The organism is Actinosynnema sp. NPDC020468 (assembly GCF_040642015.1).
In the GTDB taxonomy this organism is placed as follows: domain Bacteria; phylum Actinomycetota; class Actinomycetes; order Mycobacteriales; family Pseudonocardiaceae; genus Actinosynnema.
On record NZ_JBFAEO010000003.1, the window covers coordinates 1 to 23,819 of the forward strand.

Consider the following 23,819-nt stretch of genomic DNA (forward strand, 5'->3'; position numbering starts at 1 on the left):
GGCGGGGTGGGCGCGGGGGGCGGGCGGGGCGGGCGGGGGCGGGGGGGGGGGGCGGCGGGCGGGCGCGGTGAGCGCGGTCGCGGGTGGGCGGGGGGGGCCGGCGCGGTGGGTGCGGTCGCGGGTGAGTGCGGTGGGCCGGCGCGGTGAGCGGTGGGCGCGGGTGAGTGCGGTGGGTGGTGGCGGGCGGGTGGGGGTGCCCTGGTCGACCTTGTCCGGCACCGCGACGGCCACCGGGAGAGGTGGGCGCGGTAGGTGGGCGCGGCGGGCGGCGGGTGGGCGGGCGGTGATGGGCGGGCGGTGATGGGAGTTGAGGCGTTGGCGGCTGTCTGGGCGGTGGGGTGGTTTGTGCCGGTTTGGCCTGGGTGAGTGGCGCCTGGTGTGGGCAGGGCGGGGTGAAGGCGGTCAGGGGGTGAAGGTGGCCGGGCGGTGGGGCGGTTGGGGTTGGGGGTGGGGGTGGTTGGGAGGTCGTGTGGGAGGGCGGGGTTGGGGTGTTGGGGGTGGTGGGCGGTGTGTTAACCGTGGCTGACGATTGGCTGAAGGTGTGCGGTGGTGGGTGATTATTTGGGGGCGGATAGCGTTCCCCGATCATGACCGCCCTTCTGGTGCTGTTCGTGGTTGCCGCTGTGCCGTTGGCGCCTACCGAGGCCGTGTTGATCGGGTGTGGGGTGTTGGCGGCGGCTGGGGAGTTGTCGTTGGGCTCGGTGATCCTGGTGGCCTCGTTGGGGTGTTTTGTGGCCGACCTCGTGAACTTCGGGGTTGGGCGGAGTGCCGGGATGCGGGCCATGCGGCGGTTCGGGCGGCGGGGTGGGTCTCGGGCCGTGGTGGAGTGGACTGCCGGGCAGTTGGCCCGCCGGGGTGAGTCGATCCTGGTGGCGGTGCGGTTCATCCCCGGCGGGGGGTTGGTCGGGGCGTTGTTGGCCGGGGCGTTGAAGTGGCCCTGGCGGCGGTTCGTGCCGGTGTCGTTCGTCGGGTCTTCGCTGTGGAGCGGGTACACGGCGGTGTTGGGGTACTTCGGGGGGCAGATCATCTCCGATCCGCTGCTCGCGGCCGCCGTGTCGTTCGGGGTGGCGACGGTGATCAGCGTGCCGATCGGGATGGCCGTGAAGTCCGCCCAAAGGAGGGTTATTTCCGCCAGTGCGTGAGTCAGGCCTTGCGCACCTGCTCGGACTGTTCGTGCTGGTCGATCCAGTGCAGGCCCGCCGTGATCTCGGCGAGGGTCTTCTCGGCTGCCACCCGACTGAGTGAGAAGTCCATGCCGCCCGCGCCGAAGGTGAACTCGACGCCCCGCGGGGTCGCCACGCACTTGATCGGGGCCTCGTCGCCGACCGAGACGTAGGTGGAGATCGAGACTCCGCTGATGTGGTTCACTGTTGTGACCTGACCTTTCGTGTTGGGTGCTCGCAACACAGGCTAGCTCAGAGTCTCGGGTTGTGGCGCGCACGATCGAGTGAAAAGGCGAGTCTCAGCCGGTGAATGAGAAACAGGGTCCCGCTACTCCGAGTGGGGCAGTGCGGAACACTTCGCCCATGGTTGCCGATCCCGGACCAGTCGTGCAGCGCCTGATTTTCGGCTCACGAGTGCGCCAGCTCCGCACCGACGCGGGTGTGGAGCTGGAAACCGCGAACGACCAGCTCGGCTGGTATCGCGGGAAGCTCTCCAAGGTCGAGACAGGGCTGCTCGCCACGAAGCCCCAAGAGGTCGAGGACCTCATCGAGATGTACAAGATCCGCGCTTCGGTCGCGAACGAGATCCGAAAGCTGGGGCGAGACGCGAGACGGGTGTCCGCCCCCGAACGGGTGCCTGATTCCGCGCGTCAGTACATCGCGCTGGAACGCGCCGCCACCGACATCTGGATGGTGTACGGCGAGATTCCCGGCCTGTTCCAGACGACGGAGTTCGCCCGGGCGCAGCTGAGGTCCGCGCCGACCGTGACGTCCGCGCACGTGGACGAATGGGCCGCGGCACGCGAGGAGCGCGGCGAACAGCTGCGCAAACCCGGTGCCCCGACGGTGTGGGTGGTGCTGGGCGAACCCGCGCTGGACTACCTCGTCGGCGGGCCCGAGGTGCTGCGGCGGCAGTTGGAGCGCATGGCCGAACTGTCGTCCTTGCCGAATGTCCATTTGAAACTGTTCCCGTACAGCGCCGGGCACACGCCGGGGTTGAGCGTGCCGTTCACACTCCTTTGGATCGAACCCGCAAGCGTGCACATTGCGTACGCGGAGACCCTGACCGCCTCGGAGTACATAAAGTCGACCGGTGCGTACCGCGTCGCGTTCGACAACGCGTACCAGCGGGCGCTGTCGGAGGACGAGACGCAGACGGTACTGGAGAGGCGGATTCATGAGCTTGAATGACGCCGTGTGGCGCAAGAGCAGCCGAAGCGGTGGTGGGGCGGGTGCGCAATGCGTCGAGGTGGCGGTTGTGCCGGATCTCGCGGGTGTGCGGGATTCCAAGAACGTCGACGGGCCGGTGTTGCGGTTCACCAGTGCGGCGTTCTCGGCGTTCCTGACCTCGGTCAGGCGCTGACCGCCAGCGCCAACCGGGACGCGACGGCGGCGCGGGCGCGGGTGTACGCGGCCGGGTCGGCGTGCAGGACCGACCTCACGTTGGCCAGTTCCAGGTAGGCGACGAGTTCGAAGGCCAACTGGTCCGGGTCCTCGGTCAAGCCGGGGATCCGGGCCGCCGTCGCCGACACGAGCGAGGTCCAGCGGCGGTCGTAGTCGGCGATCAGGTCGCGGACGCGGCCCTCGCGGGCGTCGAACTCGGCCTGGACGGTGGAGAAGAAGCAGCCGCCGGGGAAGGTCCGGCCCTCGGAGTAGGCGAGCCAGCCCTCCATCAGGGCCGTCAGCCGCGGTCCGCCGTCGGGCAGGGCCAGGGCCGGTGTCACGACCAGGTCCGAGAAGATCGCCGCCGCCGCGGACACCGTCTTGAGCTGCAACTCCTCCTTCGAGCCGAAGTGCGCGAACACGCCGCTCTTGCTCACGTGCAACTCGGTCGCGAGCCGGCCGATCGACAAGCCCTCGAGGCCCTCCACCGACGCGATGTCCACCGCGCGGCGCAGGATCTGGCGCCTCGTCTGCTCGCCGCGCTCCACCCGGCCGTCGACCTTCACCCCGTCAACGGTAGCCCCTTGACCGGGCGCAAACTAATTGTACGATCGTTCGTACAACTTGGAGGGCGGACATGGACCTGCTGGACATCGACCGGATCGCACTCGACCTCAACGTCGCGCTCTACGCCGAGCTCACCGACGACGAGTTCGACCGGCCGACGCCGTGCGCGGGGTGGGTGGTGCGGGACGTGCTGGACCACCAGGTCGAGCAGACGCTGGCGTTCGCCGCCGGTGCCCGGCTGGGCGAGCCGCGGGCGCACGACCGCGCGAACCTGGTCGAGGAGTACGCGCGGGCCGCGGACGAGGTCACGGCGGCGTTCCGGGCCGACGGGCTGCTGGACCGCGAGGCGGAGTTCCCGGACTTCGGGCCGATGCCGGGGCGCAACCTGGTCGCCGTGCACTTCGTGGACAACCTCGTGCACTACTGGGACGTGACGCGGGCGCTGGGCAGGGCCGTCGTGCTGGACGACCGGCTCGCCGGCGCCGCCCACCGGATCGCGTCGCGGTACCCGGTGACCACGTCCGTGCGGGGGCCGGGTTCGGCGTTCGCGATGCCGGTGGCCGTGCCGGAGGGCGCACCGGTCGGAGACCGGCTGGTGGGACTGCTCGGGCGCGATCCCGCCTGGTCAGCGTGACGAGAAGGGGTGCCCCGACCGGGGGGTGGGGCACCCCTTCACCGCGCTACGGGTTGAGCGCCTCGGTCACCGAGGCCGGGCCCACCAGCGGGAGATCCGGCGACAGGCCGTCCTCCGCCACCAGCACGGGCTCGACGTCGTGCATCCGGATCTCGCCGCTGCGGATGCCCTCGACCCAGTGGCACGCCACCTTGTGGCCGGGGACGACCTCGCGCAGTTCCGGCCGCTCGGTGTCGCACTTCGTCGCCTGCCGCCACGGGCACCGGGTGTGGAACCGGCAGCCCTTCGGCGGGTTGGCGGGCGACGGGAGGTCGCCGGTGAGCAGGATGCGCTCGCGGCGGTCCTCGATCTCCGGGTTCGGCACCGGGATCGCCGAGAGCAGCGCCCGGGTGTACGGGTGCAGCGGCTCGGCGTAGAGGTCGTCCGAGGACGCCTCCTCCACGATCCCGCCCAGGTACATCACGCCCACCCGGTCGGAGATGTGCCGCACCACGGCCAGGTCGTGCGCGATGACCAGGTAGGTCAGGCCGAACTCCTGCTGCAACTCCTCCAGCAGGTTCACGACCTGGGCCTGCACCGACACGTCCAGCGCCGACACCGGTTCGTCCGCGATGATCAGGTCCGGCTCGACCGCCAGCGCCCGCGCGATGCCGATGCGCTGCCGCTGACCGCCGGAGAACTCGTGCGGGTACTTCCGCAGCGAGGTCGACGGCAGGCCGACGGCGGAGAGCAGTTCGCGCAACCGCTTCCCGGTCGACTCCTTGCCCTTGTCCAGGCCGTGCGCCCGCAGACCCTCGACCAGGATGGACTCCACCGACTGACGGGGGTCCAAAGAGGACATCGGGTCCTGGAACACCATCTGCATCCGGCGGCGCATGGTGCGCAACGACTCGCCCTTGAGCGACGAGAGGTCCGTGCCGTCGAAGACGACCCGGCCGCCGGTGGGCTCGGACAACCGCAGGATCGCCCGGCCGAGCGTGGACTTGCCGCAGCCGGACTCGCCGACCAGGCCGTAGGTCTCGCCCCGGGTGATGCTCAGGTCCACGCCGTCGACCGCGTAGACGTGCCCGACCGTGCGGTCCAGCAGCACGCCGCGCTTGATCGGGAAGTGCACCTTGAGGTCGTGCACGGACATCAGCTCGGTGTCCACAGTGGACACCGCTTCGGTCGGCGCGCTCACACCGACACCTCCTCGGCCGGCGCGGGCCGCACGGGGTTGTGGCAGCGCAACAGCCGCCCGCCACCCAGGTCGTCCTGCGCGGGGGTCTCCTGACGGCACACGTCCAGCGCGTTCGGGCAGCGCGGCGCGAACGCGCAGCCGCCCTCCCACGGGATGTTGTCCGCGACGGAACCCCTGATGGGCACCAGCTTCTCGCCGCGCGGCGCGTCCAACCTCGGGATCGAGGCCAGCAGGCCGTGGGTGTAGGGGTGCCGGGGCTGGGCGAACAGCTCGTGCCGCTGCGCCTTCTCCACGACCCGGCCGCCGTACAGGACGTTGACCTCGTCGCACAGGCCCGCGACCACGCCCAGGTCGTGCGTGATCATGACCAGGGCGGTGCCCAGGTCGCGCACGAGTTCCTTGAGCAGGGCCAGGATCTGCGCCTGGATCGTCACGTCCAGCGCGGTGGTCGGCTCGTCCGCGATCAGCAGTCGCGGCCGGCAGGCCAGCGCGATGGCGATCAACGCGCGCTGCCGCATGCCGCCGGAGAGCTGGTGCGGGTACTCGGTGAGCCGCCGCCCGGGGTCGGGGATGCCGACCTTGTCCAGCAGGTCGGCGGCCTCCACCATGGCCTTGCGGCGCGGCATGTCGCGGTGGCGCTCGAGCACCTCGGTCACCTGGAGCCCGATCGGGATGACCGGGTTCAGCGACGACAGCGGGTCCTGGAACACCATGCCGAGGTCACGGCCCCGGCGGTCGCGCATGCCCTTGTCGGACAACGACAGCAGGTTCGTGCCCTCGAACTGCACCGAGCCGGACACCTTCGCGCCGCGCTTGGGCAGCAGGCCCATGATCGCGAGCGAGGTCACCGACTTGCCGCAGCCCGACTCGCCGACCAGACCCACGGTCTGACCCGGCTCGACGTCGAAGCTCACCCGGTCGACCGCGGTGAAGGGCGCCTCGCCCTTGCGCTCGAAGACGACGGTGAGATCACGGACTTCCAGCAGTGCCACTTCGACTCACCGCCTGTTCTTCGGGTCGAGGGCATCGCGCAGCGACTCGCCGACGAGCGTGAAGCCGAGCGCGATGAGGATGATGCAGCCGGCCGGCCAGAACGCCAGCGCGGGGTGGCTGTCGATCACGGTCTGCGCGTTGCCGAGCATCTGGCCCCACTCGGGGACCGTGTCGTCGGGGTTGCCCAGGCCGAGGAAGGACAGCGCCGCCGCGTCGATGATCGACGTGGCCAGCACCAGCGTGGACTGCACGATCACCGGGCCGAGCGAGTTCGGCAGCATGTGCCGGAACACGATGGGCCCCGGCTTCACGCCGAGCGCGGTCGCGGCCAGCACGTGGTCGCTCGACCGCTGCGCCAGCATCGATCCGCGCAGCAACCGGGCGAACACCGGGATCTGCACGATCGACACCGCCAGGATCACGGTGAACAGGTTCGGCTTCGCGAAGAGCGCGCCGATGCCGAAGGCCAGCAGCAGCTGCGGGATCGACAGCATCACGTCGACCACGCGCATGACCAGCGAGTCGACCCAACCGCCGAGCGCGCCCGAGAGCGTGCCGAGGATCAGGCCTCCGACGAGGCCGATGAGCGTGGCGAACACGCCGACCAGCAGCGTCTGCTGCGAGCCGACCAGCAGCCGGGACAGGAAGTCGCGGCCGACCTGGTCACCGCCGAGCGGGTAGCCGGGCTGGGCGGGCGGGATCTCGTTGCGCGCCTTGACGACCTGGTCGATCAGGTCGCGCGCGGCCGGGTCGTGCGGCGCGATCCACGGCGCGATGACCGCCGTGACCAGGAACAGCACGATGATCACCAGGCCGACGAGGAAGACCGGGCTGCGCCGCAGCCGCTTCCAGGCGCTGGCGGCGAGGCTGACGCCGGAGTCCGACGTCGACTCGGCCAGCGCGTCGATGCGCTCTTTCTTCGTGGTGGGAGTCGGCACGGCCTACCTCGCCCTGATCCTGGGGTCGATGAGCGCGTACGACAGGTCGACCAGCAGGTTGACCAGCACGTACACGATCGCCGCCACCATGATGAACATCTGGAGGAGCGGGTAGTCGCGTCGTTCGAACCCGAGCGCGAGCGCTTCGCCGACGCCGGAGAACGCGAACACCTTCTCGGTCAGCACGGCGCCCGCGAGCAGCGCGCCGACCTGGAGCCCGATCGTGGTGACCACCGGCAGCATCGCGTTGCGCAGCACGTGCCGGCGCCGGATGACCGAGCCGAGCAGGCCCTTGGACTCCGCGGTGCGCACGTAGTCCTCGTTCAGCACCTCCAGCACGGCCGCGCGGGTGATCCGGAAGATCACCGCGAACGGGATCGTGGCCAGCGCGATGGCGGGCAGCACGAGGTGCCGGAACGCGTCCCAGGCGGCATCCCACTCCTGGGTGAGGATCCCGTCGAGCACGAAGAACCCGGTGACCCGGGTGGCCTCGATCGCGCCGTCCTGCCTGCCGAACGACGGCAGGATGCCGAACTTGGTGGACAGCAGGTACTTGAGCAGGAACGCCAGGAAGAACACGGGGACGGCCACGCCGATGAGCGACGCGCCGACGCTGAGGTTGTCGAACCAGCCGCCGCGGCGCTTGGCCGCGAGGTAGCCCAGCGGGATGCCGGCGATGACCGCCAGCACGATCGCGAAGGCGCTGAGTTCGAGAGTGGCCGGGAACCGCTGGAGGAAGATGTCCACCACCGGGTCACCCGGTTGCACACCGGTCGAGTTGCCGAAGTTTCCGGTGATCGCCCGACCGAGGAACTTGAAGTACTGGATGAAGATCGGCTGGTCCAAGCCGAGCTGCGCGCTCAAGGCCGCCCGCGACTCCTCGGTGCCGCGGTCTCCCAGGAGGGCCGATGCCGGCCCTCCCGGGAGTGCGCGCAACCACGCGAAGACGAGCAGCGAGAGCACCAGCACCACGACGACGAGCTGGATCAGCCGTCGAACCGTATAGCGGAGCACTGGTAACCCCGTTTTGTGTCAGGTGTCGGAACGGTCAGCCGATGCTGGCCGTGGCGAACCGCTCGTCGGTCAGCGGGCTGGGGACGATCCCCTTGATGTTGCTCTTCACGACCAGGGCCGGCGGGGAGTGCGAGATCGGGATCGCGGGCAGGTACTCGCCCATGATCTTCTTGTTGATGTCCTCGTAGAGCTTGTAGCGCTTGTCGCGGTCCGGCTCGGCGTCGGCCTTCTTCAGGTCGGCGGCCAGCGTGGCGCCCCACGGCGAGGACGCGGTGTTGAAGCGGTTCTCCGGGTTGCCGAAGAACGTGCCGATCCAGTTGTCGGCGGAGCCGGTGTCACCGGTCCAGCCGAGCAGGAACAGGTCCGGGATGTGCTGGTCGACGTCGGTCAGGTAACCGCCGTTCCACGGCTTCGTCGTCACCTCGAACTTGACGCCGATCTTCTGGAGGTCGGCCGAGATGGCGCCGAAGATGTCCTTGGGGTTCGGCATGTAGGGCCGGGTGACCTCGGACGGCCAGTAGAACTTCAGGGTCAGGTCGGACGCGCCGGCCTCGGCCAGCAGGGCCTTCGCCTTGTCCGCGTCGTACTTGTACTCGGTGACGTCCTTGGCGTAGCCGCCGACGGTCTCCGGGATGAACTGCGAGGCGACCTTCGCGCCCTCGGGCAGCTGCGACTTGACGAGCTGGTCGCGGTTGATGCCGTAGGCGAGCGCCTGGCGGACCTTGAGGTCCTGGAGCTTCGGGTTGTTCTTCTGGTCGATGCCCAGGTACAGCACGTTGAACGCCGGGCGGATCTGGACGTTGAAGCCGGCCTTCTTCAGGCTCTCCCAGTCCGCGGCGTTCGGGAAGTCGAAGCCGTCGATGTCGCCGGACTGGAGGGCCTGCTTGCGCGCGGTCTCGTCCGGGATGATCCGGAAGACCAGCTTGTCCAGCTTGGTCTTCTCACCCCAGTAGTCGTCGTTGCGGACCAGCTCGACGGTGTTGTTCGCCTTGTCGTACTTGGAGAACTTGAACGGACCGGTGCCGGTGGGGTGGTCCGTGGCGTACGCCGGGAACTTGAAGCTGTCGCCCTCGGCCACCACGTTGTCCGCGTCGTACTGCTTGAGCGCGGTCGGGCTCTGCATCGAGAAGGCGGGCAGCCCCAGGATGTCCGGGAACTTCGAGGTGGAGCTGGTCAGCACGACCTCGGCGGTGTTCGCGTCCTTGGCCGCGCAGGACTTGTACAGCGAGGTCTTGGCCTGACCCGCGAACGCGCCGAAGTTGTCGGAGTAGTACTGCGACACGGCGTCGGACTGGCCGGCGCCCTTCTGGTTGTACCAGCGGTCGAAGTTCGCGCACACGGCCGCGGCGTTGAACTCCGTGCCGTCGTGGAACTTCACGCCCTTGCGCAGGTTGAACGTCCAGGTGAGGCCGTCGGAGCTGCTCGACCACTTCTCCGCCAGCTGACCCTCGGGCTCGGCGGTGCCGGGCTTGAAGGTGGTCAGGCCGTCGAACATCTGGCGCGCGACGCGGAACGTCTCGCCGTCCACGGCGTAGAACGGGTCGAACAGCTTCGGCGCGCCCGCGGCGCCGAACGTCAGGGTGCCGCCGACCTTGCCGGACCCGGAGTCGCTTCCCCGCTCGGATTGAGCGCAGGCGGACAGCGCGAGGGCGGCAACGCCGGTCAGGCCGATCAAGGCCGTCCGACGGCGGCGTGCCGTTCGGGAATGAACCATCAAACACCCCTTGGGAAATCCGGGTTCTCTCGGTGTGGTCACGGACCCTAACCGGTCGTCACAACCCTTCCGACGTAACGCAGGTCACGATCCGGCCACGTGAATCGACATTCTCATACGTCCGGCGCACCTTCGCTGACCCAACGTGACCACGGGAGATCAGGCAAACGCTCTCCTACGCTGTACAACGGACAACGGAAACCTGTTGTCGCGCTGAGGGGAGGTCGCCGATGGGCCATCAGGTCGAGTTCCGCGTCCTCGGGCCACTACAGGTATTGGTCAACGGTCAACAAGTCGTCGTGCGGGCCGGAAGGCAGCGGTCGCTCCTCGTCTCACTTCTGATGCGCGCCGGATCGAGCGTGTCGGTGGATGAACTCGCCGAACACATCTGGGGCGCGGAACCACCCGCACGGGCACGCGGGACGTTGCAGACCTACGTCATGCGGTTACGTCAGGTGCTCGGGCCGGAGGTGCCGATCCGCACCGTTCCGGACGGGTACCTGATCGACGTCGACGAGCGCACGATCGACGTGATGCGGTTCGAACAGCTGGTGGAAGAGGGTGAGCAGGAGCGGACCGGCGGTCGGCTGGAGTCCGCCTCGGCCATCTTCACCGCCGCGCTCCAGCTGTGGCGCGGCCCCGCGATGGTCGACGTGCCGTCCGAGGTGCTTCACCGGGACGAGGTACCTCGACTGGGTGAACGGCGGTTGCACGTCGAGGAACGCCGCGTCGAGGTCGACCTCGAGCTGGGCCGACACGCCGAGCTGATCCCGCAGCTGTCCCGGCTGACGAGCGAACACCCGTTGCGCGAGCGGCTGTGGTCGCAGCTGATGGTCGCGCTGTACCGGTCCGGTCGGCAGGCGGACGCCCTCGGGGCGTACCGGCGGGTGTCCGGGCTGCTCGCCGAGCAGCTGGGCATCGACCCCGGCGACGAGCTGCGCCGCGTGCACCAGCAGGTGCTGACCGGCGCGCCCGCCTTCGGGAAGCAGAACCCTCCCGCGCGACCGGACCGCGTCGTGCCGTCCCAGCTGCCGGCCGACATCGGCGACTTCGTGGGTCGCGAACAGGCCGTGCAGCTGATCGAGGCGTTGTTGCGCACCGCGCAGGGCGTGCCGGTGGTGACGCTGGCCGGGCCGCCCGGTGTCGGCAAGACCGCGCTCGCCGTGCACGCCGCGCACAAGATGCGGCAGTTCTTCCCGGACGGGCAGCTGTACGTGAACCTGCGCGGGTACGCACAGGGCCCGCCGCTGTCCGCGGTCGACGTGCTGCCCCGATTCCTGCGCGCGCAAGGGGTTCCGCCCGAGTCCGTGCCGCTGGACCAGGACGAGCAGGAGGCGATGTTCCGGTCGCGGCTGACCGACCAGCAGGTGTTGCTGGTGCTGGACAACGCGGCCAACGCCGAGCAGATCCGCCCACTGCTGCCCGGCTCGCCGGGGTGCGCCGTGCTGGTGACGAGCCGGGACACGTTGCGCGGCCTGGCCGTCAGCCACGCGGCGTCGAACGTGCGGCTGGACGTGCTGGACGTGTCGGAAACCCGGGCGCTGCTCGCGGGCATGCTCGGCGAGGAGGTCGTGGCGGCGCAGTCCGACGCGGCCGACGAACTGGCCCAGCTGTGCGCCCACCTGCCGCTCGCGCTGCGGATCGCGGCGGCGAACCTGTTGTCCCGCCCCGAGATCACCATTTCGTCCTATGTGGACGAACTGCGCGCGGGCAACCGGCTGGCGGCGCTGGCCGTCGAGGGCGACGAGCGGGCGGCGGTGCACGCGGCGTTCGACCTCTCCTACACGGCGCTGAAACCCGAGCTGGCGCAGTCGTTCCGGTTGCTCAGCCTCGCACCCGGCGACATCACGCCGGACGTGGCGGCGGCGCTGGGCGGGTTGACCACGCAGGACGCGCGGCGGCGGTTGGACCGGCTGGCGACGGCGAACCTCGTGGACAACCACGCGCCCGGCCGTTACCAGTTCCACGACCTGCTGCGGGACTACGCCGCCGAGCGGCTGGCGTTCGAGGACGACCCGGCCGAGTCGACGCAGGCGTTCGACCGGTTGCTGGACTGGTCGATCCGCTCGGTGGACCACGCGACCGACGCGATGAAGGCGACCCTGATGCGGGTGCCGCGCGAGTCGTCCGCGCCGGGCGTGACACCGCGCGTGTTCTCCTCCGCCGCCGAGGCGCTGGCGTGGATGGACGCCGAGCGGGCGAACCTGGTGTCGCTGGTGGTGCACGCGGTGGAACGGCGTCCGCACAGCGACATCTGGCAGCTCGCGGACGCGCTGCGGCGGTACTTCTACGCGCAGGGGCTGCCGGTCGAGTGGCTGGCGACCGCGAAGGCCGGACTCGCGGTGGCGCAGAGCATCCAGGACCCCGTCGGCGAGGTGGCGATGCTGTCCTCGCTCGGCACGCTGTACTGGGGAATCGGCCAGACGCGGGTCGCCGTGGACCACTTCCGGCGCGCGATCCCGATCCAGCAACGCACCCACGCGCCACCCGCGGCCGAGGCGGCCGTGCTCGCGAACCTCGGCGGCGTGTACATCGACCTGGGCGAGCTGGAGCAGGCCGCGGACTGCCTGGAGCGGGCGCTGGTGATCACCCGGTCCATCGGGGCGTTGCAGCAGGAGGTCATCGCGCAGCTCAACCTCGGCGGCGTGTACCTGCAACTGGGGTTGCTGGAGCGGGCCGTGTCGTCGTTCGAGGGGTCGCTGGACGTGGGCAACCGGTTGGGGGTGTGGATCACCCAGGCGGACAGCCTGCGGGCGTTGGCCGACGTGCACATCTTCCAGGGGCAGCCGGAGAAGGCGGCCGACCTGTACGAGCGCAGCGGGAAGCTGTACGAGCGGGCCGGGGCGCGGGGGTTCGCGCACATCGCGCACGAGGGGCTGGCGCACACCTACGTGATGCGGGGGCGGTACCCGGACGCGATCGCCGAGGCGAGCCGGGCGGTGGAGATCGCGGAGGACATCGGGCACCTGAAGGGGTTGTGCGACTCGCAGAACGTGCTGGGCGAGGCGTTGCACGGCGCCGGGCGGTGGGAGGAGGCCGTGCTGCGGCACACCGAGGCGCTGGGCATCGCCGAGGAGATCGGGTACGCGTGGGGCACCTGCGCGGCCCGCCGGGGCCTGGCCGTGACGCACCGGTCCGGGGGGCGCCTGGACGAGGCCCGCTACTCGGCGGCGCAGGCGTTGGACAGCGCGGTCCGGCACCGGTTGCGGCTGGCCGAGGTGGACGTCCTGGCGATCACCGCGCGGATCCGGTTGGACCAGGGTGACGTGGAGCAGGCGTTGGACTTCGCTTCGCGGGCGGTCGAGCACGCACGGGCCAACGGTCAGCGGTACGTCGAGGCGAAGGCGGCGCAGGTGGCGGGGGACGCTTTGCACGCCTTGGGGGACGAGGCCGGCGCGCGGGTCCGGTGGGCGCAGGCCCGTGAGGCGTTCATCGCGGTGGGCACGCCGGTCGACCCGGAGTGACCGGGGTGGCTGGGGTGGTCGCGTGATCGGGGTGGCCGGCTGACCGGGAGGCTGGAGGCGGCGCGTTGGTGCGGGCCTACAGTCCGGCGAGAGCGGCGAGTTCAGGACTCCCGGCGCGCGGCGGAAAGTGCGCGGTAGGCGGCGCGGTGGGTTGGCGGTGCCGGTGCGGTGCCTGAGGTCAGTTCCCCGGCGGCGGTGAGGTCGTGCTCGGCGGCGGGGTTGGCGCGTCCACGATTCGGGTGGCGCGTTCTTTCGTCCGGTCCACGGCGAACCAGCCGCGTTCGAAGGCCTGCCAGCGTTCGAGGTGGGGACGGCTTTGTTCGCCGTCCCGGGCGACGGCGCGTTCCAGGCGTTCCGGTGCGCTCGGGCCCTCGACCCAGATCGCCTCGGTCAGCCAGGTCGCGGCTCGGCGGGCGGACGACACGCCCTCGATCACCAGCAGGTCGGTCGGCGGGACGTCGACGTGCTCGCCGAGCTTCGGCAGGCCGTCGGACCAGTCCATCCGGCGGTAGCGGCCCGGGCGGCCGGCGCGGAGGGGGGTGATCACGTCGGCGACCAGGCGCGGCCACCAGGCGACCGGGTCGTCCCAGGTCGCGAAGTGGTCCGTCGGGACGACCACGCCGCCCAGGGTTCGGGCGAAGGTCGTCTTGCCGGCTCCCGACGGGCCGTCCACCGCCACGATCCTCATCCCGGCCGACCTGGGGTGGGTCGTGGGATTGTGCGGTTGTTCAACGATCCTCGCCTGGGGAGGTTCGGCGTGGGGGTGAGGATTGTGGGGTTGTTCAACGATTCTCACCTCGGGCTGAGCGGCTGCGGCTTGTTGGATCGAAGGATCGTTGGGTTGTTCAACGATCCTTCGATCACATGCTGCGGCGGCCGGAGAGGGCGCGGCCCAGGGTCAGTTCGTCGGCGAACTCGAGGTCGCCGCCCATGGGCAGGCCCGAGGCCAGGCGGGTGACCGTCAGGCCGGGGAAGTCGCGGAGCATGCGCACCAGGTAGGTGGCGGTGGCTTCGCCCTCGGTGTTCGGGTCGGTGGCGATGATGATCTCGTTGACGTCCGTGCCGATGCGGGTGAGCAGTTGGCGGATGCGCAACTGGTCCGGGCCCACGCCGGACAACGGGTCGAGGGCGCCGCCCAGGACGTGGTAGCGGCCCTTGAACTCGCGGGTGCGCTCGACCGCGAGCACGTCCTTCGGCTCCTCCACCACGCAGATCAGGGTGAGGTCGCGGCGCGGGTCGCGGCAGATCCGGCAGGTCGCCTCGGCCGAGACGTTGCCGCAGACGTCGCAGAACACCACGCCGTCCTTGACCTTCTGCAACGCGTCCTGCAACCGGCCGATGTCCGCCGCGTCGGCGGCGAGGAGGTGGAACGCGATGCGCTGCGCGCTCTTCGGACCGACACCCGGCAGCCTGCCGAGCTCGTCGATCAAGTCCTGGACGGGCCCCTCGTACATCAGCCGAACAGCCCGCCGAGGCCACCGAGTTCGTCAAGGCCCCCCATACCGCTGGCGAGAGGGCCCATCTTCTGGGCGGCCAGCTCCTGCGCCGCGCGGTTCGCGTCGCGGACGGCGGCGACGACCAGGTCCGACAACGTCTCGACGTCGTCCGGGTCGACCACCTTCGGGTCGATGGCCAGGCTCTTCAGCTCGCCGCCACCGGACACGACGGCCGTGACGAGACCGCCGCCCGCGGTGCCGGTGACCTCGGCCTCGGCCAGCTCCTGCTGGGCGACTGCGAGTTGCTGCTGCATCTTCTGCGCCTGCTGGAGGATCTGCTGCATGTTGGGCCCACCGGGTTGCACCGCGGGTTCCTCTCTACTTGCGGGTTTGGCATCCAGCGTAGCCCGGTGGATCAGCCCTTCAGCGGCCGAGCGCCGAGCTGGTCCTTGAGGAGCTGCAACACCACGGCCTCGGGGTCGAGCCGCTCGGCGTCCGGGTCCGTCGGTCGGGACGCGTCGCGCATCATCTCCTCCTCGTCCACCGGCTCGGGCTCGAAGTCGGGCTCGGGCGGCGGCGGGAGGGGGTCGTCCAGGTCCGGCGGCTCGGGCGGCGGCGGGATGTCGTCCGACGACGACCGCGGCGCGGGCCTGCCGGTCGACTCCGGGCGCTGCGGCTGACCGGACCGCTGGGCCTGCTGGCTCGGCCGTTGCGGCGCGGGGCGCTGCTGGCGCTGCTGCGCGGGCCTGGCGGGCGCGGCCGTCGCGTCGCCGTGCACGCACCGCACCTGCCACGTGCCGCCGAGCACCTGGCCGACGGCCTTCGCGATCGCCTCCACGTTGCGCGCCTCGCCCAACCGCCTGGCCAACGGCTGCGACGGGTGCGACACGGTGATCGTGACTCCGTCGACGTCGGTGACGGCCGCGTTGGTCAACATCGCCTCGGTGCTGCGACTGGAACCCCGCACCACGGCCAGCACCTCGGGCCACCGCTTCTTCACCGCGGCCACGTCGAACCCGCCTGCCTCCGAGGCGGCGGGCACCGGCTCGTGGGCGGGCGCGGCGTCCGTCGGCGCGGGAGCCGCGGGCGCGGAAGCGGCCGACACGGGGTCGGTCGGCGCAGAGCCGCTGGACACAGAGCCGCTTGACGCGGAGCCGTTCGACGCGGGGCCGGTCGGCTCGGCGCCGGTCGGCTCGGGGGGCGCGGACGCCGGACCCGGGTGGGCGGGCGCGTCGGCCGGCGGGGTGGGCTCGGGGCGGGACTGCTCCGGCACGGCACGGGGTTCGGGTTGCGCGGCGCGTTGGGACGGGCGCTGGAAACGGCCCTCGGACGCGGTGCCCTGGGCCGGCGGGGCGACTGGCGGGGCAACCGACGAGGCGGCCTGCGGCGGGGGCACGGCGGCGGGCGCGGGCGGCGCACTGGCCATCGGACCGCCCGCCGGTGCGAGCGCGCCCGTCGGCGGCCCGTACTGCTCCAACCGCTCGACCCGTTGCAGCACGGCCGATTCCGCGTCGCTCGCCGACGGCAGCAGCATCCGCGCCGTCACCAGCTCCAGCACCAACCGGGGCGCCGTCGAGCCGCGCATGTCCGTCAAACCCTGGTGCAGCACCTCGGCCCACCGCGTCACGGTGCCCGGCCGGGTCCGGTCGCGCTGGCCCACCATCCGGGCCAGCTCGTCCTCCGGCGCCGACACCAGCCCGCGCTCGGCCGCGTCCCGCACCGCGTGCAGCAGCACCAGGTCGCGCAACCGGTCCAGCAGGTCGGAGGCGAAGCGGCGCGGGTCGTGGCCCGCGTCGACCAGCCGGTCGATGGTGCCGAACACCTTCGAGCCGTCACCGGCGGACAACCCGTCCACCACGTCGTCGATCAACGCCACGTCGGTGACGCCGAGCAGGCTGATCGCCCGTTCGTAGGTCACCCCTTCGGGACCGGCGCCGGACAGCAGCTGGTCCATGACCGACTGGGTGTCCCGGGCCGACCCGCCACCCGCGCGGATCACCAGCGGCAGCACCGCGGGCTCGACCTTGACGCCCTCGGCCTCGCAGTTGCGCTCCAGCAACGCGCGCATCGCCGACGGCGGGATCAGCCGGAACGGGTAGTGGTGCGTGCGCGACCGGATCGTCGGCAGCACCTTGTCCGGCTCGGTGGTGGCGAAGATGAAGATCAGGTGCTCGGGCGGCTCCTCCACGATCTTGAGCAGGGCGTTGAAGCCCTGCGTCGTGACCATGTGGGCCTCGTCGATGATGAACACCCGGTAGCGGGCCTCGGCCGGCGCGTAGAACGCCTTGTCCCGCAGCTCGCGGGCGTCGTCCACGCCACCGTGGCTGGCCGCGTCGAGCTCGACCACGTCCACGCTGCCGGACCCGTTCGGCGCCAGCCCGACGCACGAGTTGCACTGCCCGCACGGATCGGGTGTCGGGCCGTTCACGCAGTTCAGCGACCGGGCGAGGATCCGCGCGGACGACGTCTTGCCACACCCGCGCGGCCCGGAGAACAGGTACGCGTGGTTGACCCGACCCGCGCCGAGCGCGATGCGCAGCGGGTCGGTGACGTGCTCCTGCCCGACCACCTCGCCGAAGGTCGCCGGACGGTACTTGCGGTAGAGGGCGAGCGCCACGCCGGGGACCTTACCGAAGGGGTACGACAGTCCGGCGGGCAGCGCGCGCCGGGAAAGAAGGGGACCCCGTGCACCCACCAGAGCCCGCTTATCCTTGCTGCCTTCCGGCCCTGGGGAGGTTCGCGAGATGTGTGCCGCACGAGGTCCACGGTCAGTGTAGCCGGTGGCCCGGAACGATCACGCCACGGCCTCGGCGAACAGCGGCACGGCCTTCTCCAGCGCGTACGCGGTGCCCAGCGAGGACCCGCTGGAGAACGCGTTGACCAGGTCCTTGTCTTTCAGGATCAACGCCTTCCCGGTCAGCAACGGGTGGTTCTCGAGCGCCGCGAGGTCGGAGCCGATCGGGAACACGACGGTCAGGTCGGCCTGCAACAGGTCGAGCCGCTCGTCCGAGATCGGGACGTAGAACGACCCGCTCGCGAGCGCCTCGACGTCCTTCTTCGGGGTGAACCCGATCGAGGCCAGGAAGTCGGCACGCGAGTCGCCCTTCACGTACGCGCCGAACTTGCCGTCGAAGTACGCGCCCACCACGGCCGTCTTCCCCTCGAACTTGCGCGCGGCGGCGAACTTCCCGTCGAGGTCGGCGACGATCCGCGCGCCCTCGGCCTCCTTGCCCAGCGCCTTCGCGACCAGCTCGACCTGCTGCTTCCACGTGGTGCCGTAGGAGATGACGTCCTTGGGCGCACCGACCGTCGGCGCGATCCTGCTCAGCGTCTCGTGCTTCTTCTCGTCGTTGTCCGACCGGGTGTCGAGGATGAGGTCGGGCTGGAGCGCGGCCACCGCCTCGTAGTCGATCTCCGTGGTGCCCAGCAGCTTCGGCTCGGTCGTGTAGCGGTCCGCGGCCCACGGCCCGACGCCCTTGCCGCCGAACCCGAGCCAGTCGCTCGCGCCGACCGGCTGCACGCCGAGCGCCAGCGCGGCCTCCGCGTCCGACCAGCCGAGCGCGACCACCCGCACCGGCGGCTTGTCGATCGTGACCGGACCGAACCGGGTGTCCACCGTCACCGGTTCCGCCGACCCGGAGGACCGGCTGGTCGCCGCGCCGCCACCACCGCCGCAGGCGGCGAGCAGCAGGGCGGACAGGGCGACGACGACTCCGCGCTTCACGGGCTCCTCCTTGTTAGGGCAGCCTAAGCTAACACAGGATTCTTTGGGCGATCGCGTGCAATCCCGGCCCGGCGACGAGGAAGCTGCCCTCGGCGGCCGTCCACCGTCGACCGTCCACAGTGGTCACCACGGCGCCGGCCTCGCGCGCGATCAACGCGCCGCCGAGCAGGTTCCCGGCGTCGAGCCCGTACTCCCAGAAGAAGTCGAGCCGCCCCGACGCGACGTCGGCCACCTGCCACGAGGTCGGACCGAGGTTGCGCACCGCGGCCACCCGGGCCAGCACACCCGGCAGCGCCGCGCCCGCCCGGGCGAACGCCTCCGGCTGCGGCGTCAACGCGGGCGGCTGACTGGTGGCCGCGACCGCCGCGCGCAGGTCGGTCTTGGCCGACGGCGCGATCACCCGACCGTCGCGCCACGCCCCGCGCCCCGCCTCGGCCGCGTAGGTCTCGCCCAGCGCCGGCGCGTGCAGCACCGCGAGCACGGGCTCGCCCTCGCGCACCAGCGTGACGCTCACGCACCACTGCGGCAGGCCCTGGAGGTAGGTGACCGCGCCGTCCAGCGCGTCGACCACCCACCCGTCGGCGGTCGGCGACCACTCGTCACCCGCCTGCCCGCCGCCGAGCCGGTCCAGCAGGCGTTCGGCGATCGGCGCGTCGACCTCCGCGAAGCGCGCCATCAGGTCGTCCAGGTCGGCGGGAGGGGTGGTGGGCTGGAGGGCCGGCAGGTCCCGGGCGACGTCTTCGACGAGGTCGATCACGGTGGTCAGCATGCGACGATCGTGAGGGCGCTTCCGGCGTTCGGAGGCCAAGGGTGGGCGGTATTGAGCGGATGAGGTCACCGGTGGTGGGGGAACTGGCGGAACTGGACCAGCGCGTCGTGTCCGCGCTCCAGGTCGACGGCCTGGCGGGCCCGGGTCGGATCGCCGAGGTGCTGGGCGTGTCGGCGCGCACCGTCGCCCGGTCGCTCGCGCGGACCGCGGGCGACGTCCGGGTGGTGCGGGTGCCCAACCCCGAGCACGGCCTGCGCGGCGCGACGCTGCTGCGGGTCCGGGTGCTGCGCGGTCGGGTCGAGGTGCTGGCCGACGCCCTCGCCGCGCGGCCCGAGGTGCTGTTCGTGGACGTGCTCGCGGGCGGCGAGGAGATCAGCGCCGTCGCGCTGGGCGGCGTGCCGCGGCTGCCCGCCAACGCGGTCACCTCGGTGCACGCGCTGTCCGTCCTGCACGTGTTCTCCGACGCGGCCGACTGGCGCTCCGGCGTGCTCACCGCGGCCGAGGTCGAGACGCTGCGCCCCGCGCCGCCGAGCGGGAACCACTCCCCCGACGCGCTGGACCACCACCTGCTCGAGCTGCTCGCCGAGGACGCCCGCACCGGCCCGTCCGCGCTCGCCACCGCCACCGGCGCGCCCGAGTCGACCGTGCGCCGCCGCGTGGACCGCCTGGTCGCGACCGGGCACGTGCGCACGTACGCGATCGCCGACCCGCGGCTGTTCGGGCTGACCGTGGACGCGAACGTGTGGATGACCGTGCCGCCGGCCCGGCTGCCGGCGCTGGGCGCCGACCTCGCCCGGCACCCCCTCGTGCACGGCGTGCTGGCCACGACCGGCCCGACGAACCTGATGGCCGCGGTGTTCTGCCGCGACCTCCCCGACCTCTACGACTTCGTCACCTCGCTGCACGACGTGCCGGCCGCGGAGGTGACGGTCGTCGGCGGCGCGGTCAAGCGCGCAGGCCGCCGACCACCCGTTTTGGGTACGCCCCACCCGCTCCGCTAGACTCCGCCACGGAGGATTCGCATAGCGGCCTAGTGCGCACGACTGGAAATCGTGTTGGGTTAACCCCCTCACGGGTTCAAATCCCGTATCCTCCGCGCCGAAGAGCCCCCCGGAATTCGTTCCGGGGGGCTCTCGCGCGTTCGGGGGTTACTTCTTCAGGCACTCCAGCAGGTCTTCGAGCGCGAACACGAGCTTGTCCACGCGCTGGTCGCCGGTGCTCGGCCGCAGCTTCACGATCTGCGGGTCGTGGTCGCTCGCCTGGTCGGCGAACTCGGCGTTGACGTGCACCACGTCGTACCGCCACCGGGTGATGTTGGCCGAGGTGAGGATGTGGTCGAGGGTTTGCGAGTTGCCCTCGAACACGTAGCTGTACCGCTCGGTCGGCGGCAGCGTGGCGATCAGGTCGACCAGCGCGCCGCCTGCGGTCAGCGTGCCGACCGCGGGCGAGAACTGGTAGTCGTTGATGTCGCCCGCGAGCACCACGTTCGCGCCCTTGTCGACCGCCTTCACCTGGTCCACGAAGGCGCGCAGCGCGGTGGCCTGCTGCGCCCGCTGCACCTCGGACACCCGCGCGGGCTCCTGGTAGCGGCCGGACAGGGCCTGGTCGCCGCCCTTGGAGTTGAAGTGGTTCGCGACCACGAACACCGTGCGGCCGCGGAACTTGAACTCGCCGGCGAGCGGCTTGCGGCTGTTCGCCCACGCCGCGTTGGTCGGGTCGACGCGACCCGGCGACACCGACAGCGCCGCGCGGCCGTTCTGCTTCACCACGGAGACGGGCGTGGTGGCCGTGCCGCCCGGGCGGTCCACGAACTGCACGCGCGCCGGGTTGAACAGGAACGCCACCCGGATGTTGCCGCCCGGCTCGCCGCCGTCGGCCTTGTTCTCCGGGTTGACCTGGCGCCACTGGTAGCGCGGGCCGCCCGCGGCGACGATCGCGTCGGTGAACTTGGTGAACGTGGCGTCGGCGCCGACCGTGCCGTCGTCCGTCGCGCCGTTGTCGTCCTGGATCTCCTCCAGCACCACCACGTCCGGCGAGGCGAGGTTGGTCACGACCGCCGCGGCGAGCCGGTCGAACTTGGCCTGCGGGTTGGTCGCGGCCAGGTTCTCCACGTTGTAGGTGGCCACCGAGAGCTCGGGATTCTGGGTGGCGTCGGTCTTCTCCGGCTGGATGCCGCCCGACTTGTAGGCGCCCACGGTCTTGGTGGCCAGGGTGTAGCCGCCGAAGTTCGTGTACTCGATGTTGCCGACCGTCGTGCCGGTCCACACGTCGCCGACGTTGCTCGCCTGCGGGGTCGCGGCGCCGGCCTTCACCTTGATGCGGCCGCTGTTGGGCTGGTCGTAGCCGAGGTAGTTCGTGCCGCCGCGGGTGGTCGGGTTCTGGTCCGGGCGGGCGGTGATCCACGTTTCGCCGAAGCTGTTCGTGGGGCCGACGACGCGGGCGTCGTTGAGCTGCACGAGCATGCCCTCACGGGACTCGTAGTAGTCCTGGCCGTAGGTGGCGGGGTCGAGGGCCAGCGCCTCGATGCTGCCGCCGTTCGCGGTCGGGACGTACTTGTCCGGCACGGCCAGGGTTTCCGGCGCGGGGATCGCGTTGTTCTTGGACAGCACGGTGACCGTGGCGCCGGTGATCTCGGTGAGGGTCTGGTTGGAGTTGCTCGCCGCGTCACCACCGGGGCGGTATTCCGCGACCGTGCCGGAGACCAGGACGTTGTCGCCGGGCTCGGCGGTGGGCGCGTTGGCCGCGGTGTAGACGAAGACGCCCTCGCTGGTGCGCGGGTCGGCGTCGGGCTGGGTGTCCTGGATCCAGAAGCCGCGGTCGCCGGTGGCGCGGGTGGCCGTGACGACGCCGGGGACGCCGACGACCTTCTGCCCGTTCAGCGGCGAGATCCGGGTGGCGCCCTGGACGTCGTGGATCCGCTTGTCGCCGGGCGTGGGGTCGGGGTCGGGGGTCGTGCCGCCGGGCGTCTGGCCCTTGGCGTTGACCGGGGTGGGCGCGCCGGCGGTGAAGTCGGTGGCGTTGTCGTCGGTGTCGGTCAGCGCGTCCGGGCGGGCCGCGGACGTGGTGTTGGAGAGGTTCGCGGTGGGCGCGCCCTCGCGGACGACGGTGGCCGTGCCGAAGCCGAGGAGGTCCTTGATCCGCGCGTCGGCGCCGCAGTCGGCGACGGACTTGCAGGTCAGGGCGGTGGTGGAGGTGACGAGCGCGACGGTGCCCGCGGTGGCGGACAGCGCGATCGTGCCGGTGGCGTCGGGCGCGGGCAGTTCGACCGTGCCGGCGGCGCCCTTGGACTCGGCGACGAGGAACCGCTTGCCGGACGCGATGGACCCGGTGAGCGGGGTGACCTGCCAGGTGCTGGAGGCGGACGCGCCGGAGGGCAGGTACTGCACGCTCCACCCGTCGACCGCGACCGGCGCGGAACCGCGGTTGGCGAGTTCCACGAAGTCCTGGGTGAGGGTGGCCCCGGAGTTGCCCCCGCCGCCGTAGACCTCGGCGATCAGCGCGTCGGTGCTCGGGGTGGCGTAGGACGGCACTACGAGGGCCAGCGTGGCGGCCGCGGTGGCCGTCAGCACGAGGCCCACGCGGAGCGGGTTGGGTATCAACGGATCCTCCAGTAGTGGCGGGGTCCGCGCATCCTGCCCGTATCCGGTGAACGGCGGAAGAAGTCGTCACTAACGGTCAACCCAGCCCGAATCACTCGAACGTGTGTTCGAGGATGGGGTACGCTGGTGCCACGCCGCCCGGTGGCCCTCCCAGCGCTGGGCAGCTTAGGCACACGAGGGGCGTCGGTCACCTGACGAGGTCGACCGACGCCCCCTGTGGCGGATGTACGCGCTGGTCACCCGGGTGAGGGAGAGTTCTTCACACCCCGGGGTGGGTCGGGCGTGGTTCGGGCACTTCGGGGTCACCCGAAGGCGTGACGCTGCGTGGTCGGGGCCGGCTTGATGGTCGGGGTGGTCGCGGCTAGCGGGGTTTGCGCAGCAGGAACAGGTAGTAGCCGAGGTGGTCGCGGGTGTAGGAGCGGACCAGCGGGATCAGGGCGTCCAGCTCGGTGACGAGGTCGGTGTCGTAGCGGTCGGCGATCGCAGCGCGGTGCTCGGTGTAGAGCAGGCCCATGAGGTCGCCGGTGAAGGTGCAGTTCTGGGTCTGGTCCTCGACGCGGACGGGGTCGAGCCCGGCCGCGGCGGCGCGCTCGAGGGTGTCGGCGAGCGTGGTCGGCGGGCCGCACGCCCAGGTCTGCCGGAACGCGGCCTCCTCGTCGGCGGCGGGCGCGCCGCGGGCGGTGAACTCGCTGAGCACGAAGTGCCCGCCGGGGCGCAGCACCCGTGCGACCTCGCGGAAGGCCCGCGGCCGGTCGGGCAGGTGCACGAACACCTCGATCGCGAGCGCGGCGTCGAACGACTCGTCGGCGAAGTCGAGGTCGAGCACGTTGCCGAGCCCGAACCCCACCCGGTCCTCGACACCCGCCACCCGTGCTGCCTCGTTCGCCCGGCCGACCTGGTCGTTGCTGACCGTGATGCCGGTGACACGCGCCCCGGTCCGCCGCGCGATCCGCACCGCGGGCCGCCCGTTGCCACACCCGATGTCGAGCAGGTGGTCTCCGGCGGCCAGCGCGAGCGCGTCGGCGTGATGATCGGTCTGCCGTTCCTGCGCGCGGTTGGCGAGGTCGGTCAACGTGCTCGCCGGCTCGCGCTCCCCCGGCCGCGACCACAACCCGATGTGCAACCCGGCGTCCCCGACTGTGTAAGCGTAAAGATCACCGAACCGGTCGTACGCGGCACCGACCTCCTCGGGGGTCGGTGTGGAACCCTGCCCACTCATCGCCCGCAACCCTCCCAACACC

21 protein-coding genes, 1 tRNA gene and 1 other RNA gene are annotated in these 23,819 nt (G+C 71.3%); 7 read left to right on the forward strand and 16 right to left on the reverse strand.

Annotated features, from left to right (window positions below):
- Positions 1-587: 587 nt before the first annotated feature.
- Positions 588-1,142 carry a VTT domain-containing protein gene (locus AB0G50_RS03590; RefSeq protein ID WP_360101852.1) on the forward strand — a complete coding sequence of 185 codons (555 nt, stop codon included), beginning with the start codon at positions 588-590 and terminating at the stop codon, positions 1,140-1,142.
- Position 1,143: 1 nt separating this feature from the next.
- Here the strand turns inward: AB0G50_RS03590 and AB0G50_RS03595 are convergent, their stop codons facing one another.
- On the reverse strand, positions 1,144-1,368 hold the full coding sequence (locus tag AB0G50_RS03595) for a hypothetical protein (RefSeq protein ID WP_360101854.1): 225 nt from the start codon (positions 1,366-1,368) through the stop codon (positions 1,144-1,146).
- 158 nt (positions 1,369-1,526) lie between these two features.
- Between AB0G50_RS03595 and AB0G50_RS03600 the strand changes: the two genes are divergently transcribed.
- Together AB0G50_RS03600 and AB0G50_RS03605 are read left to right on the forward strand one after the other, a co-directional pair.
- Positions 1,527-2,354 (forward strand): helix-turn-helix transcriptional regulator, encoded by an 828-nt coding sequence (locus tag AB0G50_RS03600; RefSeq protein WP_360101856.1) that lies wholly within the window; start codon positions 1,527-1,529, stop codon positions 2,352-2,354.
- Positions 2,341-2,526 (forward strand): DUF397 domain-containing protein, encoded by a 186-nt coding sequence (locus AB0G50_RS03605; protein ID WP_360101858.1) that lies wholly within the window; start codon positions 2,341-2,343, stop codon positions 2,524-2,526. The genes AB0G50_RS03600 and AB0G50_RS03605 overlap by 14 nt, the downstream gene beginning before the upstream one ends.
- Here the strand turns inward: AB0G50_RS03605 and AB0G50_RS03610 are convergent.
- A complete protein-coding gene (locus AB0G50_RS03610) occupies positions 2,516-3,112 on the reverse strand; it encodes a TetR/AcrR family transcriptional regulator (protein WP_360101860.1) in 597 nt (198 codons plus the stop codon). The genes AB0G50_RS03605 and AB0G50_RS03610 overlap by 11 nt on opposite strands.
- 71 nt (positions 3,113-3,183) lie before the next feature.
- On the opposite strand from AB0G50_RS03610, the gene AB0G50_RS03615 reads away from it, so the two are divergent.
- Positions 3,184-3,747 (forward strand): TIGR03086 family metal-binding protein, encoded by a 564-nt coding sequence (locus tag AB0G50_RS03615; RefSeq protein WP_360101862.1) that lies wholly within the window; start codon positions 3,184-3,186, stop codon positions 3,745-3,747.
- A 46-nt stretch (positions 3,748-3,793) separates the two neighbouring features.
- Here AB0G50_RS03615 and AB0G50_RS03620 read toward each other — a convergent pair whose 3' ends face one another.
- The 5 genes from AB0G50_RS03620 to AB0G50_RS03640 are packed head-to-tail and all read right to left on the reverse strand — an operon-like array spanning position 3,794 to position 9,586.
- On the reverse strand, positions 3,794-4,882 hold the full coding sequence (locus tag AB0G50_RS03620) for an ABC transporter ATP-binding protein (protein ID WP_360102316.1): 1,089 nt from the start codon (positions 4,880-4,882) through the stop codon (positions 3,794-3,796).
- 41 nt (positions 4,883-4,923) lie between these two features.
- Positions 4,924-5,919 carry an ABC transporter ATP-binding protein gene (locus AB0G50_RS03625; RefSeq protein WP_360101864.1) on the reverse strand — a complete coding sequence of 332 codons (996 nt, stop codon included), beginning with the start codon at positions 5,917-5,919 and terminating at the stop codon, positions 4,924-4,926.
- A 6-nt stretch (positions 5,920-5,925) separates the two neighbouring features.
- A complete protein-coding gene (locus tag AB0G50_RS03630; RefSeq protein ID WP_360101866.1) occupies positions 5,926-6,858 on the reverse strand; it encodes an ABC transporter permease in 933 nt (310 codons plus the stop codon).
- Positions 6,859-6,861: 3 nt separating this feature from the next.
- Positions 6,862-7,872 carry an ABC transporter permease gene (locus AB0G50_RS03635; protein ID WP_360101868.1) on the reverse strand — a complete coding sequence of 337 codons (1,011 nt, stop codon included), beginning with the start codon at positions 7,870-7,872 and terminating at the stop codon, positions 6,862-6,864.
- A 34-nt stretch (positions 7,873-7,906) separates the two neighbouring features.
- Positions 7,907-9,586: an ABC transporter substrate-binding protein gene (locus tag AB0G50_RS03640; RefSeq protein ID WP_360101870.1), complete on the reverse strand. Its 1,680-nt coding sequence runs from the start codon at positions 9,584-9,586 to the stop codon at positions 7,907-7,909.
- Between the two features lie 230 nt (positions 9,587-9,816).
- On the opposite strand from AB0G50_RS03640, the gene AB0G50_RS03645 reads away from it, so the two are divergent.
- Positions 9,817-13,050: a BTAD domain-containing putative transcriptional regulator gene (locus AB0G50_RS03645; protein ID WP_360101872.1), complete on the forward strand. Its 3,234-nt coding sequence runs from the start codon at positions 9,817-9,819 to the stop codon at positions 13,048-13,050.
- Between the two features lie 178 nt (positions 13,051-13,228).
- Here AB0G50_RS03645 and AB0G50_RS03650 read toward each other — a convergent pair whose 3' ends face one another.
- From AB0G50_RS03650 to AB0G50_RS03680, 7 genes are all read right to left on the reverse strand, one after another.
- Positions 13,229-13,738, reverse strand: coding sequence for a hypothetical protein (locus AB0G50_RS03650; protein WP_360101874.1), 510 nt, complete (start codon positions 13,736-13,738; stop codon positions 13,229-13,231).
- A gap of 172 nt (positions 13,739-13,910) precedes the next feature.
- Positions 13,911-14,504 (reverse strand): recombination mediator RecR, encoded by a 594-nt coding sequence (gene recR, locus AB0G50_RS03655; RefSeq protein WP_360101876.1) that lies wholly within the window; start codon positions 14,502-14,504, stop codon positions 13,911-13,913.
- Positions 14,504-14,830 (reverse strand): YbaB/EbfC family nucleoid-associated protein, encoded by a 327-nt coding sequence (locus tag AB0G50_RS03660; protein WP_360102318.1) that lies wholly within the window; start codon positions 14,828-14,830, stop codon positions 14,504-14,506. Before AB0G50_RS03660 ends, recR begins: the two co-directional genes overlap by 1 nt.
- A gap of 71 nt (positions 14,831-14,901) precedes the next feature.
- Positions 14,902-17,103 (reverse strand): DNA polymerase III subunit gamma and tau, encoded by a 2,202-nt coding sequence (locus tag AB0G50_RS03665; protein ID WP_360101878.1) that lies wholly within the window; start codon positions 17,101-17,103, stop codon positions 14,902-14,904.
- A gap of 55 nt (positions 17,104-17,158) precedes the next feature.
- An RNA gene (gene ffs, locus AB0G50_RS03670) (signal recognition particle sRNA small type) lies at positions 17,159-17,253 on the reverse strand.
- 27 nt (positions 17,254-17,280) lie between these two features.
- Complete coding sequence (locus tag AB0G50_RS03675) at positions 17,281-18,210, reverse strand: iron-siderophore ABC transporter substrate-binding protein (protein ID WP_360101880.1); 930 nt, start codon at positions 18,208-18,210, stop codon at positions 17,281-17,283.
- Between the two features lie 28 nt (positions 18,211-18,238).
- Complete coding sequence (locus tag AB0G50_RS03680; protein ID WP_360101882.1) at positions 18,239-18,979, reverse strand: inositol monophosphatase; 741 nt, start codon at positions 18,977-18,979, stop codon at positions 18,239-18,241.
- A 59-nt stretch (positions 18,980-19,038) separates the two neighbouring features.
- Here AB0G50_RS03680 and AB0G50_RS03685 point away from each other — a divergent pair, with 59 nt between their 5' ends.
- Positions 19,039-19,980, forward strand: coding sequence for an Lrp/AsnC family transcriptional regulator (locus tag AB0G50_RS03685; RefSeq protein ID WP_360101884.1), 942 nt, complete (start codon positions 19,039-19,041; stop codon positions 19,978-19,980).
- Between the two features lie 10 nt (positions 19,981-19,990).
- Positions 19,991-20,075 (forward strand) — tRNA-Ser (locus tag AB0G50_RS03690).
- A gap of 52 nt (positions 20,076-20,127) precedes the next feature.
- On the opposite strand, the gene AB0G50_RS03695 is transcribed toward AB0G50_RS03690, so the two are convergent.
- Positions 20,128-22,557 carry an endonuclease/exonuclease/phosphatase family protein gene (locus AB0G50_RS03695; RefSeq protein ID WP_360101886.1) on the reverse strand — a complete coding sequence of 810 codons (2,430 nt, stop codon included), beginning with the start codon at positions 22,555-22,557 and terminating at the stop codon, positions 20,128-20,130.
- A 382-nt stretch (positions 22,558-22,939) separates the two neighbouring features.
- Positions 22,940-23,797 carry a class I SAM-dependent methyltransferase gene (locus tag AB0G50_RS03700; RefSeq protein ID WP_360101888.1) on the reverse strand — a complete coding sequence of 286 codons (858 nt, stop codon included), beginning with the start codon at positions 23,795-23,797 and terminating at the stop codon, positions 22,940-22,942.
- Positions 23,798-23,819 lie beyond the last annotated feature (22 nt).